The following is a 12,253-nucleotide window of genomic DNA, read 5'->3' on the forward strand; positions in this document are numbered from 1 at the left end:
AGTACAAGGTGCAGGGTAATTAGCGCTCAGCTGGTTTTATGGTTGGCAAGATAACCTTATTAATAGTGGCATAGAGCTGTTGTAAGTCGATAGGCTTGCCAACGCACGCTGCAAAACCACTATTTTGGTAGGTTTTGACATCATCCGGCATGACGTTGGCCGTCAGAGCAATGATGGGAGGCGTAAAGCCTGCTTGTTGGAGCATTTTACATGCGTTCAGTCCATCCAAATTGGGCATTTGAATATCCATAAAAATTGCTGCAACCGTATTTGCTTGCGCTATTTCTAACGCTTCAAGACCATCGTTGGCAATAAGCAGATTTGCGCCAGTGCCTTTTAACATCGCGCAAAAAACAGTTTGATTGATTTTATTGTCCTCGGCCAATAAGAGCGTTATACCTGCCAAATTGGGCGCAACGAGCTGCTTCGATTCGTTTTTGCTGACAAGTACTTCGCTGCGAATGGGCAACTGAACATGAAACGTAGTGCCAATACCTTCTTCACTTTGTAGTGCAATTGAGCCATTCATTAAATGCACGATTTGTTTCACAATCGCTAAACCAAGCCCAGTTCCGCCATATTTGCGTGTGGTCGAAGCATCAGCTTGGTTAAAACTGGTAAAGAGTTTTTGTTGCTGCTCTTTGCTGATGCCAATACCTGAGTCTTTTACCGAGATATCTAGTTGCTCGGCGTTACCACCAATAATGGCAGTCACGCTGCCATGATGGGTAAACTTAAGTGCGTTTGACAATAAATTACGCAGGATCTGCTTGACCCTGACGGGGTCAAGCTGGCGATACGGGATAAGTGTTGGATCTATGTTTAAGTTCAGCTCAATGCCGCGTTGTTTGGCAATATCAGCAAATTCCAGCATGACTTCTTTACAGAGTAAGACAAAGTCTGTGGTTAGTGTTTCAAGTTCCAGTTTGCCCGCTTCCATTTTAGAAAAGTCTAAAATGTCATTGAGTAATTGCAGTAACGACTGCGACGAGACTAGGCCGCTTGTAATTAATTCTTTATCTTCAGCGCTGGCACTTTGGCGCGCCAATACTTGAAATGTACCTAAAATACCGTTCATTGGAGTACGGATCTCGTGGCTCATATTAGCTAAAAATTGCGATTTTGCGCGTTCAGATTGTTCTGCACGGTATTTCTCTTGCTTGAGTATAGTCAGCTGCTGGTCGACTGTATCCGCAAGGGTATTCAAAGTCTGTTGCAAAGTTTGTAGTTCGCTAAATTCGATTTCGGTATCACTCTTGCGGTAATTACCCTTAGCATAATCATGACACTGGCGCTCAAGCCGCTTGATAGGGGCAATCATTTTTTTACCAAAATAACTCAAATACCAAAGCAGCAAAGCCAAATCTAAAATACTAACTATGATGGTGAGATATAAAGACTGCTCAAACTGTGCGGTGTAAAGGTCAGAAGAATGCGTCACAGTTAGCTGCAATGGCAAATCCGCTTCTGTGTCAGGAAATACCGAAACGGTATGATGAAAACCGTCATCGACTTTGTCGCCAATTTCAAACCATACAAGGTCATTCGTGCGCGCGAGAATGGACTCAGTCACTTCGCCTAAATCTTGCTCCGCGGATAATACCAGTTTTTCAAAATCGACCACCACAAACAGCACCCCGGTAAATTGATAGGGGCGCATCAGTGAGTTTTGCTTTTTGCGTAGAGGTAGTGCGAGTAACAACGCACTGTCGGATTCAGTGTAGCCGTCTAGCTCGGTTTTACTGACTAACAGCTTGTGAATTCTATTACTGCGCACGTCACTACTTAAAATACTGTTGGTAAGGTTGCGAATGGAAGGTGTTGCCCACTTCAAACTTTTTAGTGGATAACCATCCACTATATAGGGCGAACCGTCGCTGATAAATGCAGCGGCGATAAGCTCGTTATCTAGTACAAAGTTGTTTAGATGCTTAAGAGCAAACTGGCTATACAAAATGTTTTCAGGCAGCTCGGCCAAGACTTTGTTGTCTGCCATCGGCACGATTTGATAATTCAACTCAGCCAACTGGTTTTTAATGTCAAACCTTAAGCTGGTGGCTCTGCGGGCGACATTTTCTTGCGCAATTGATTCAGCTTGTTGTAACGACACAAATGAAAAATAGCCAATCTCAATGCTAAGTAAGATGAGAATAATGGCCGCAACTTTGAACTTAAATTCGCTGGCGATGCTTTTTTTATGGTTGTGGCTGTTTAGCATGTTCAATCGATTTTTCCGCTGTGTATTGCATATATTGAGCTGCTTGCTCGGCATCAAATACGTCGGCTAAATAACGCGTTACTCCTTTTAACATTGCCTCCCAAATATACGCCATTTCTGGGTCGTTAGGCATGGCTGTTGCACTTTCAAGTGCCTTAATCATATGGTGGAGATTGCGGTTGTTGTGCTGTTGGGAAGTTTTGTCTAAGGCGTTAAGTTCAGAATCTAAAGTCGGCAGTGATTGTAGTTTTTGCCATACTTGCTTTTGCAAAGGTTGAGACTGAATAAACTCCACCAGTTTTTTTAGCGCGGAGGATTTTGCTCCAGTAAGCCCTTGATTAGGAAATGCCATAACATGTGCAGAGTAAAAAGGGCTCATGGGGTGCTCATGGTATTTAGGCAACACGGCTACCCCTAATTGGTCACCAAGGGCTTCTCCGTAACGATTAAAAATCCAAGTCCCATTGATCACCATCGCCAGCTTACCCCCTTCGAATTTTTGGTTGACGCAAGTGTAGTTGCAATCTGTGTCTAGGTTGAGTTGGTCTCTAAGCTGTTTGTACCATTTAAGCGTGGCAACCATTTGGGGGCTGTTTAGATTCGCTTTCCCATTGGCGATTAAAGGGGTGCCAAAGGTATTGTGAAATGCGGCAAACCAGAACATTTCTAGATAATTCCAGGCGATAAGTTCAGTGTCTGTGCCGATATTTTGCTTTAGCGCTGCAAAGTCCTGCCATGCTACTGGTGGGTTGGTGAGCAGTTTTTTGTTGTAGTAAAGCAGTAAGTGGTTGCCAAATAATAGTGGTACACCTTTGTAAACGCCGTTTACTTGGCTGTTGTGGCGAACCGCTGGGGTCAATTTAGTTGAAAGCCATGTTGCGGGCACTTCTGACAAATTTAAAAAATCTAACCCCATATAATCTGAGGGGACAATAATAACATCAGGCAAACCATCTTGGGTTGCTTGTTGCAGCAGCTCTGATTTTAAGTCGTTATTAGCAAAGGCCAATAAATCGACAGTTATATTGGTTTTTTTAGTAAACTCAGCAAAAAAAGGTGTGAAGTCGTAGTTTTCCATACCAACTGCGACGCTGATATTTTGTTGTGCTTGCGCACTACCGACCATGATATTGCATATCAGGATGAGCGAGAAAAGGAATAGCACAGGGCTAAGTTTACGCATAATCATACATTTTTGCTGTTAGTGGTTTAGGTATAGCAAATTGCCAGAAAAGCTCAACTCTGTTGCTTTTTCTGGCGTAGTAATGATTTTGCAATTATTAGCCTAATTTGTCTTTAATTTGAGCATATTGATAATAACCCCACTGACCAATTCGACGCAGTTGTGCAAATGGTAAATAGGGTAGAGGTGTTGAATATAAAGGTAAATTAGGAACTTTTATGCCAGCCACTTGCTGTGCCATGCGATAAGCCGCTTGAGCACTAAAAGACACACCTGCACCACAGTAACCAAGTAAATACCCGATATTATTGTGATAATAAGCATGCGGCATATCGTCAATCGCCGCGGCAATATAGCCGTGCCAATAGTAATCATGGGGAACCGCTTGCAGCGAGGGGAAGCAGGCGCCTAAACCTCGGCGTAAATTGTTTAAATACACGGCTTTGTCTTGATCTTTGGCATAAATGGCACCACGCCCACCAAATAGTAAGCGATTGTCTGGCAGCAAACGGTAGTAGTACTTTAAGGTACGTGTATCCATGGCAACTTGATGGGTTTGTAGACCGCTGGCTGTTAGCTCTGTTTCTGTCAGTGGCCTAGTTACCATCACGCTGGATAAAATCGGTAAAAAACGCTTATCTATACTAGGATGAGTGACCTTTTGATTATAGGCATTGCCAGCAATCACCAGCTTTTTGGCCGTCACTGAGTAACCATTCGCTTTTAGCGTAATACCGGTATCATGCTGCTGAATATCAGTCGCTAAGGTGTGCTCAAACAGCTTTACCCCGGCTTTAATTGCCATATCGCGATAGCCCAACAGCAACTTCAATGGATTTAAGCCAAAACCATCGCGTAGGCGCAGCGCACCAAAGGCTTGCTGATGTGCCATATAGTCTTGTTGTAAGTCTTCGCGACTAATAAATTCAGCATCAGCGCCTAGATGGGTGCGCAAAAAATCAGCTTGTGCTTGCAGATTTTGGAAGGCAGTTTGGTTGTGGGCTATTTTTATATAGCCTTTGGCTTGTGGCTCGCAGGCAATACCATGTTGCTGGATTAGGCCTTCAACACGGGCTACGGCGTCACTGAATTCTTGGTAAATCCCTTGGCAGGTTGCCATTCCCCACTTTTTGGCCATTTGTGGGTAACTGAGTCGCCCCGAGCCTTTTAGCACAAAACCAGCATTACGAGCGCTGGCACCAAATCCAACTTGATTCGCCTCAAATACTGCGCATTCTAGTTGGTGCTCACTGGCTAAATAATAGGCCGTAAGTAAACCGCTAAAACCACCACCAATAATCGCCACATCGCATTGTAAGTTTTGTTGTAGTGCGGCATTGGCCGTGGGTAAAGCAACCGTCGATGACCAAAAGCTTGGTGCGTAGGCTTGGCCTTGACAGTGAGGGGCGGTAATGGGGTCGTAAGCTTGGGTCATTATATTACTCAAAAGAAATTACCATTTCGGCGGCTTGGCAATGACATTCATTGCCACAAATTGTACAGATATAACCTTCTTCAATACATAAAGGCAGCCAGCGGTCATCATGTAAGCGCACCAAATTGCCGCCGGCTTTAGTAAAATATTTTACTGCCGCATTGCCCGGGCTTTGCTGCCATAAATGCGCTACACCAGCACGTGCACCTTGTTGCTTGAGCACTGCAACAGCCGCTTTTAGCAATTGCGGACCAATGCCTTGCCCTTGCGCTGCTGGCGCTATGGCTGAACATTTAAAATAAGCCATATCGGCTTGTGCTACCGGCCAAAGTGTTGGCGTACACCACTTATCAATCGGCCACTGCCCTGCGGCATAACTGGTACGAAATCCACACACTTGATTGTTCTCATCTACCGCAACAAAACAGGCATTGAGACCGAATTTGGTGCCTTTGGTAATCATAGCTTGAAGGCCTTCGGCATCGAGGTAGTTGTCGCCATGGACGAGGTTGCCTAAGGCAATCACAGCATCATAGTAGTCAGGTGTTAATGGTTTGATATTCATACAGCTCTCCTCTTCGCCGCTAACATAACCTGCTTTTTAAAATATTTCATGTGGTTAGTGCTTTTAGGAACGACTTTATCATCATGCTGTAACGATTTTGTGAACTGGTAAGATTTGACAGCGATGTCATGTAGCGAATAATGTGATGTGCGGTAAACAAAAAAATAACTTAATGCTGATTGAAACGTTACAAGTAAGGATGCCTTTACGCCGCTAACGGACAACCGCAATCACAACAACATGTAGGAACGAAGAATGCAATTATCAAAATTAACCATGCCAGTGGTCTTGGCGCTGACGACCGTCAGTGCGTCCGCGTTGGCGATGAACCCTCAGCCTGATCCCAATAATCCTGGGGGTTACTTACTCTCTAAAGCTCAAGTTGATGCCTCAGCCCAAGCTAAAACCAGCAATGCCATGTATCAAACTTGGGCGAATGCGCTACGCACAGCTGATAACGCTGTTGTAAATGCCATTAGCCCAGGGGCAGCAACTAATCCCGTAAACGTCAAACGTGTAGAGCGGGTATTTGGTCAAACCCAGTGGCAGTTTTTAACCCAAATGGCCGCGCCGGAATATACTTATTTGCGCTTTTTACAAGCGGTGGGTAAGTTCCCCGCCTTTTGCGGCGATTATACTGACGGCCGTAACGCCGATGCGATTTGTAAAAAATCTATCGTGACTGCCTTTGCGCATTTTGCCCAAGAAACTGGTGGTCATATCGCGAAGGACAACATTTCTGATAACCCATTACAACTAGAAGAATGGCAGCAAGCCTTGGTGCATGTGAGAGAAATGGGTTGGTCAGAAGGGCAACCGGGTTATACCACAGGCTGTGGTCAAAACGATTGGCAAAACCGCCGTTGGCCTTGTGCAGCCGGTCAAGGTTACTTTGGTCGCGGCGCAAAGCAATTGTCTTATCATTTCAACTACGGCGCATTCTCAGAAGCGATGTTTGATGGCGATGCAACTGTGTTACTGAATAATCCTGGATTGGTAGCAGATTCTTGGCTAAACCTTGCCTCAGCGATTTGGTTTTTCTTAACCCCACAAGCGCCAAAACCGGCCATGCTCCATGTTATTGACCGTACTTGGACTCCTTCACAGCGCGAGCTAGATGCTAATATTGGCTATGGTTTTGGTACGACCATCAATATCATTAACGGTGGGATTGAATGTGGTAGTCAAAACCGCGACAAAGGCCAGCCAGTGAATCGGATTCGTTATTGGCAAGGACTTGCCAACTACTACAACATCCCGATTGAGACCGATGAAGAAGACACCTGTTGGCAACAAACACCCTACGGTAGTTTGAATCTTAATGGCGCAACCGATGTGCTATACACCAACTGGGAAGGCGATTGGGCATATTATGCTGACAGACCCGGAGGTTATTCGTTCGAATGTAAGTTAGTTGGTTATCAAACGGCTTACTCTGCTCTAGTGGCAGGTGATTATGAGAAGTGCGTGACTAACTTCTACCAATCTCACGTTGGTTGGCCAAGTGTCAAAGTAGTTGCTGACTTACCACCACCAGATACACAACCGCCAACAGGTGGGGTGCCAGTGTGGGAAGCTAATAAGGTCTACTTAAAAGGCGACCAAGTCGAATACAACAAACAAGTGTTTGAAGCCAAATGGTGGACGCAAGGCAACACACCGGGTAGCTCGGATGTGTGGTTGTTTATCAAAAATCTCTAAACGCTAACGCAATAGGCTTTGGAGCGGAGAGTTCCGCCCCAAAGCCGTAACTTTTCTTTTGGTTAACCGATTTTAAAGCGCTACAATAACAGTCATTATTTCGTTTTTGAGCAGCCAAGTTGTCAATTACACGTCAAGTCGCCGAGCAAGTCGTCGCAACCCTCAATAATATCCGCGAAACACAAGAATATGCAGATAAAGCCATCGAACGCACGCTAAAAATGGAAAATCATTGGCGTAAAGCGGAACGGGGTGCTTATGTCAATACGGTGTATCAGCTCCTATCACTGTCGCGCAAATTGGAGTTTGCACTTGGCTCAGCATCAACTGCAAATGTTTGGCATATGTTGGGTACGATGCTGGTATTGCAAGGCGAAATGCAACCCGATTGGGAAGAATTGCAAGGGCTTGATATGGACGCTGTACAAACACGCTTAGCAACAGCGCCGCAAGCGGTTACTTTGAGTTACCCAGATTGGTTGCATGACATTGCCAGCGCTGAGCTTGGCGCACAGTGGCCAACAATAGCCAGTGCAATGAACGAGCGGCCAACCACTTATATCCGCGTTAATCGTCTAAAAACGACACCGACTGAATTACAACAATTGCTACGTACTGAAGGGGTAGAAAGCTGGGCTGTGACGAGTGCCCCTGACACGCTGCGCGTTGCAGATAGTAGCCAGCTATTTAAAACCAAGGCGTTTCACCAAGGCTGGTTTGAAATGCAGGATTTAGGATCGCAGCAAATCGCACCGCTATTGGATGTTAAACCGGGTCTTAGAGTCGTAGATGGTTGTTGTGGCGCGGGTGGAAAAAGCTTACATCTGGCGGCCTTAATGGCAAACAAAGGCTATGTGCTGGCCATGGATATTCATGAGCACAAGTTGGCAACACTGAAAAAGCGCGCCAAACGCGCAGGCGTGCACATGATAGAAACCCGGCAGATCACCAGCAGTAAAACGGTCAAGCGACTCAAAGATAAGTTTGACCGTGTATTGCTCGATGTGCCTTGCACGGGCACTGGGGTGTTTAAGCGTAACCCAGATGCTAAATGGCAATTAGAAGCCAGTAATTTAGCTGCATTGACCCAACTGCAAGGAGAAATCTTGCAGCGTTACAGTCAAATGTGTAAAGCAGGGGGTTATGTTGTTTACGCTACTTGCTCGATTCTACCCAGTGAAAACCAACAGCAAATCGCAGCGTTTTTAGCGGCCAATAGCCAGTTTAGTCTAGAGCAAGAATTGGTATTGTTACCCGGCATTAACACCGAAGGTGATGGCTTTTACGCTGCCAAGTTAAAACGTAACGATTAATCACATCGACAGTCTGGCTGCACCTTGCAAAGCAGCCAGAACATCTGCTCTATCCTGCCAGTTTGGCTCTTATTCCTGCAACAATGCCTTGCTAAAAGTCTAAGTACTTTTGATTATTAATTACTTTATAGCATGCGTACAACATGCATCTAAAAGTCTTATTTTATCGGTTTTGCCACGTTTTTTTGGTCGTTATTTGCTCGCAAATGCTGAGTGGCGAACTACACTCTAGAAGTTAATATCCATAAAACATTGACAGATGTCGTTTTGTAATAAATTTGTGGGCCAAGTTTATACATAGTTGTACTTGGTGCGTAATTTGGGAGGGTTATGGCTTCCAGTTTAGTGTGTTGAGAAGCGTCAAAATAACCTTGCTGGTAAAAGGAGTGTGAGATGAAAAAAGGCGATGTTGACCATGGTGAACGCCACCCTAAAGTGTTGTTGATCTGCGATGATGCGCAGGAACTGGTAGGGGTTTGTGATGTAATTAGCAGCCAAGTCTCTGCATTTAAAACGGTGTGGCTGTTAAAAGACATTCACGCCGTGGTGGCAAGTTCAAAACCGCCCGTGATCATTATGGCGATGTCGCAAGTCAGCCGAGCCGTGGAAATTTACACTGAATTGGCCCAGTTGGAACTACTCAATTACCCACATGAAAATATTTTATTATGCGAGAACAAAGAGTCCGGAGTGGCTTTTCGTTGTTGCATGAAAGGGCTGTTTTCTGACTACTATGTTTACAAGCCGATGTACGAAAACTATCGGCTGCGCATGATCCTACATAATAGTCTAATGCAACATGAAAAAAATCTTGAAGTCACACAATTGCGTGAAGAGCATTTTGGCAAAATTGACGATAGTATTCGGCAGTTAATTGACGATGCGGCTCGTTGTGGGAGTGAATGTGAAAATTCACTCAAAGAAGTCAAACAGCACTTAGTTAACGTGTTTGACGGGAAAGAGATCAGCGGCAAGCTGGTGGAAAAGTTCAAGCAAGAACGCATTATGCCTATGCTGGCGCAACTTGAGCATACAATTGAAGAGCGCATTAGCCAGCTAACCAATAGCTTGCAAAATAATCGGGGGTCGGTAAAAGAGCTTGCGCATATTCTCTCCGAATCTTTAGACCTTGATGTCAGGCAAAGGCTCGCCCGTAACTTATACGACAATCAAGATGAAGAAATAACCGCAGAAAGCACAAGCATCAAAGTGCCAGTAGAAACTTCAGAGCCAGTTATTAAAAAACGCATTATGGTAGTTGAAGACAACGATCTCTACCGCGACATGCTGATGAAGATCCTGCGCGAGGCGGGCTTTGATACCAATGGTTTTGGCAATGGCTTAGATGCAATCAAGCATCTTGATGATCATACCTACGACATGATTTTAATGGACCTCTTTATGCCCGGCATCGATGGCTACAACACCACCATTAATATCCGCAAAAATACCCCCTGTAAAGATGTGCCGATTGTTGCTTTAACAGGCAATCGCAACAAAGAGATCATTCGCAAGTGGGTACAGAAGGGATTGTCGGGTTACATACTTAAGCCTTCATCGAAAGACAAAATAGTGCAAACCATTAATTCCTTATTATAACAGCGGCGCTCAATAAGTAGCGCCAATAGCACCGAGTGATAAATATTGTGGCCTCATTGGATTAGAACAAGACGCGCTTTTAATTTTGCACTTTTACAAAACAGGAAAGCAAAGTAGCAGTCGCGATTAATAGCGCAATCACCACAAGGGCAGTAGGCAACGAGGTGTGATGTGCTATTTGACCAACGCTCGCGGGTCCCATTAATACACCGACATAACCTAAGGTTGTGACGGCAGGAATAGCAGTGGCTTGCGGCATATAAGTTTGCTTTCCTGCGGCTGAAAACATAATAGGAACAACATTGGCACATCCGATACCCATCAAAATATAACCGCATAAAGCTAGCGCAAAGTTAGGGGATGCAATGGCTATAAATAAGCCTAAGCTTGCAGTGAGTCCGCCAAGGGTTAATATCAGCCTTTGGCCAAAATGGGTAATTAAATTATCCCCTACGAGGCGGCCAATTGTCATTGTAACCGAAAAGCAGAATATCCCAAGCGCAGCCATACCTGTAGAAGCATGTTGATAATCAATAAGATAAAGACCACTCCAATCTAAAACCGTACCCTCAGCTAAAAACATAGCAAAACAAATCGCGCCGATTAAAATAACAGGGCCTTTGGGTAACGCAAAAGCAGGCCCTTCACTTGGGCTAGCGAAAGGTAATAGCGCATCTTTTGCTAAAACTATGCACAAAAAAATGCAAGCTGACATAAAAATACAGATTTGTATTGCTGGCCAGCCTAGGATCAGTAGCCCAGCAACAGCCCCTGCGCCAAGAATACCGCCAAGGCTATAAAAACCATGAAAGCCAGACATTAATGAACGTTTTGAGCGCTCTTCAACCAACACGGCTTGAATATTCATTACGCAATCTGTTGAGCCAATAGAGATACCAAAAACAATCAAAAGCACCGCCAACTTGGTAATGTTGTCGACTAAAACAAATAGCGGTAAACAAGCAGCAAATACACTCGCAGCAACAAGTAGCACACGCTTACAACCATACTTGGTCGCTAATGCGCCAGAAATCGGCATAGATGCAATGGCACCGGCTCCTAAACAAAGTAATAAAAAGCCGAGTGTACTTTCGTCAAAATTGACATGGCTCTTAATCACCGGAATAAGCGCTGCCCAAGTCGCGGTTGCTAGCCCTGCACATAAAAACATTAATCGAGTAGACAATACTTCGTGCCGTGTAAAGGGCGATTGCTTGTGTTCCATTGAGTTAAACCTTTCATAAAACATCAATACCGAGCAAATCCGCTTCTAAATTCTCCAATAGACTGGTAGAGAGATTTGCAAATTGGCAAGAAATCATCACAAACATACGGTTTGAAAGAACAACTCTCCCAGAAAGAAGCACAAAATTGCTATAACGAGCAGTGAGTGCTAGATTAGGGTAGTTTTAATGCTCATTTGTGATTAATTATGCTCGATTATGCTTCATTTCCGGATCAGAGGCAAGCGCTGATCAAAGACCGACTACAACAAAACGGCCGTGTGGTCTGCGTGCAATTGGCCGCAGAACTGAATGTATCTGAGCATACAATCCGACGAGATTTACAAGAGCTTGCAAGTCAAGGGGTTTGTAAAAAGGTCTACGGTGGAGCGGTAATACAGGCACACACTGAAGGTAGTTTTGCGCAAAGGGTGGATTTACATGCAGACCGTAAGCAAGCATTAGCCAAAGCCTGTATACGGTTTCTAAATAAAGATGCCATCATTTTTATAGATACCGGAAGTACCAATTTGGCTATTGCTCAAGCACTTCCCCATGATTTACCCATTACTGTAGTAACAAATGCGCCTGCTATTGCCATGGCTCTGCAATCGCATGATTTATGCGACGTCATTTTGTTAGGCGGAAAGATTAGCAAACAACAAGGCGCAGCAATTGGAAGTAGTGCGCTGCAACAGCTGCAAACTATGTATTTTGATTTATGTGTAGTTGGCGCATGTGCGGTTGACAGCAATGTTGGCCTTAGTGCATTTGATGTTGAAGATGCGCAATTTAAACAAGCCATTATTAAACAAAGTAATGCTGTATTAATCGCCGTTACTGAGGATAAATTAGGTGCGGTGGCAAGGCATAAAGTGACTACCATGGACTCTATCTCCATATTAGTCACTGAAGCGAACCCAGCTAAACTAGCTGATTTCAAAGCACTAGATGTGAATATTGTCACACCAACAAGTTAAAGCCTTCGCTACTTAAGCGAAACGTAAAGCTTCAAT

The 12,253-nt window shown here is 44.5% G+C and carries 9 protein-coding genes; 4 read left to right on the plus strand and 5 right to left on the minus strand.

Features of this window, described 5'->3' with window-relative positions:
* Positions 1–19: 19 nt before the first annotated feature.
* The 4 genes from ACFOEE_RS09455 to ACFOEE_RS09470 all read right to left on the minus strand — a co-directional run bounded on the left by ACFOEE_RS09455 (position 20) and on the right by ACFOEE_RS09470 (position 5,401).
* Entirely contained in the window at positions 20–2,218 is a 2,199-nt protein-coding gene (locus ACFOEE_RS09455) for an ATP-binding protein (protein WP_377123679.1), read from the minus strand.
* Positions 2,196–3,407 (minus strand): sugar ABC transporter substrate-binding protein, encoded by a 1,212-nt coding sequence (locus tag ACFOEE_RS09460; protein ID WP_377123549.1) that lies wholly within the window; start codon positions 3,405–3,407, stop codon positions 2,196–2,198. The genes ACFOEE_RS09455 and ACFOEE_RS09460 overlap by 23 nt, the downstream gene beginning before the upstream one ends.
* A 91-nt stretch (positions 3,408–3,498) precedes the next feature.
* Positions 3,499–4,836: an NAD(P)/FAD-dependent oxidoreductase gene (locus ACFOEE_RS09465; protein ID WP_377123681.1), complete on the minus strand. Its 1,338-nt coding sequence runs from the start codon at positions 4,834–4,836 to the stop codon at positions 3,499–3,501.
* A 4-nt stretch (positions 4,837–4,840) separates the two neighbouring features.
* Positions 4,841–5,401 carry a GNAT family N-acetyltransferase gene (locus ACFOEE_RS09470; protein WP_377123551.1) on the minus strand — a complete coding sequence of 187 codons (561 nt, stop codon included), beginning with the start codon at positions 5,399–5,401 and terminating at the stop codon, positions 4,841–4,843.
* A 255-nt stretch (positions 5,402–5,656) separates the two neighbouring features.
* Between ACFOEE_RS09470 and ACFOEE_RS09475 the strand changes: the two genes are divergently transcribed.
* The 3 genes from ACFOEE_RS09475 to ACFOEE_RS09485 all read left to right on the plus strand — a co-directional run bounded on the left by ACFOEE_RS09475 (position 5,657) and on the right by ACFOEE_RS09485 (position 10,014).
* On the plus strand, positions 5,657–7,102 hold the full coding sequence (locus ACFOEE_RS09475; protein ID WP_377123553.1) for a chitinase: 1,446 nt from the start codon (positions 5,657–5,659) through the stop codon (positions 7,100–7,102).
* 119 nt (positions 7,103–7,221) lie between these two features.
* Entirely contained in the window at positions 7,222–8,415 is a 1,194-nt protein-coding gene (locus tag ACFOEE_RS09480; RefSeq protein ID WP_377123555.1) for an RsmB/NOP family class I SAM-dependent RNA methyltransferase, read from the plus strand.
* A 393-nt stretch (positions 8,416–8,808) separates the two neighbouring features.
* Positions 8,809–10,014, plus strand: a complete 1,206-nt coding sequence (locus tag ACFOEE_RS09485; RefSeq protein ID WP_377123557.1) for a response regulator — start codon at positions 8,809–8,811, stop codon at positions 10,012–10,014.
* A 79-nt stretch (positions 10,015–10,093) separates the two neighbouring features.
* On the opposite strand, the gene ACFOEE_RS09490 is transcribed toward ACFOEE_RS09485, so the two are convergent.
* On the minus strand, positions 10,094–11,239 hold the full coding sequence (locus ACFOEE_RS09490) for an MFS transporter (protein WP_377123559.1): 1,146 nt from the start codon (positions 11,237–11,239) through the stop codon (positions 10,094–10,096).
* A gap of 207 nt (positions 11,240–11,446) precedes the next feature.
* Between ACFOEE_RS09490 and ACFOEE_RS09495 the strand changes: the two genes are divergently transcribed.
* Positions 11,447–12,217 carry a DeoR/GlpR family DNA-binding transcription regulator gene (locus ACFOEE_RS09495; RefSeq protein WP_377123561.1) on the plus strand — a complete coding sequence of 257 codons (771 nt, stop codon included), beginning with the start codon at positions 11,447–11,449 and terminating at the stop codon, positions 12,215–12,217.
* Positions 12,218–12,253: the final 36 nt, after the last annotated feature.

It is taken from the genome of Pseudoalteromonas fenneropenaei (assembly GCF_042643375.1).
In the GTDB taxonomy this organism is placed as follows: Bacteria; Pseudomonadota; Gammaproteobacteria; order Enterobacterales; family Alteromonadaceae; genus Pseudoalteromonas; species Pseudoalteromonas fenneropenaei.

What these genes read in the sequence shown, in the direction of transcription:
- ACFOEE_RS09455 (WP_377123679.1), bottom strand. Translation starts at nt 2,218, where the DNA reads ATGCTAAACAGCCACAACCATAAAAAAAGCATCGCCAGCGAATTTAAG.
- ACFOEE_RS09460 (WP_377123549.1), bottom strand. Translation starts at nt 3,407, where the DNA reads ATGATTATGCGTAAACTTAGCCCTGTGCTATTCCTTTTCTCGCTCATC.
- ACFOEE_RS09465 (WP_377123681.1), bottom strand. Translation starts at nt 4,836, where the DNA reads ATGACCCAAGCTTACGACCCCATTACCGCCCCTCACTGTCAAGGCCAA.
- ACFOEE_RS09470 (WP_377123551.1), bottom strand. Translation starts at nt 5,401, where the DNA reads ATGAATATCAAACCATTAACACCTGACTACTATGATGCTGTGATTGCC.
- ACFOEE_RS09475 (WP_377123553.1), top strand. Translation starts at nt 5,657, where the DNA reads ATGCAATTATCAAAATTAACCATGCCAGTGGTCTTGGCGCTGACGACC.
- ACFOEE_RS09485 (WP_377123557.1), top strand. Translation starts at nt 8,809, where the DNA reads ATGAAAAAAGGCGATGTTGACCATGGTGAACGCCACCCTAAAGTGTTG.
- ACFOEE_RS09490 (WP_377123559.1), bottom strand. Translation starts at nt 11,239, where the DNA reads ATGGAACACAAGCAATCGCCCTTTACACGGCACGAAGTATTGTCTACT.
- ACFOEE_RS09495 (WP_377123561.1), top strand. Translation starts at nt 11,447, where the DNA reads ATGCTCGATTATGCTTCATTTCCGGATCAGAGGCAAGCGCTGATCAAA.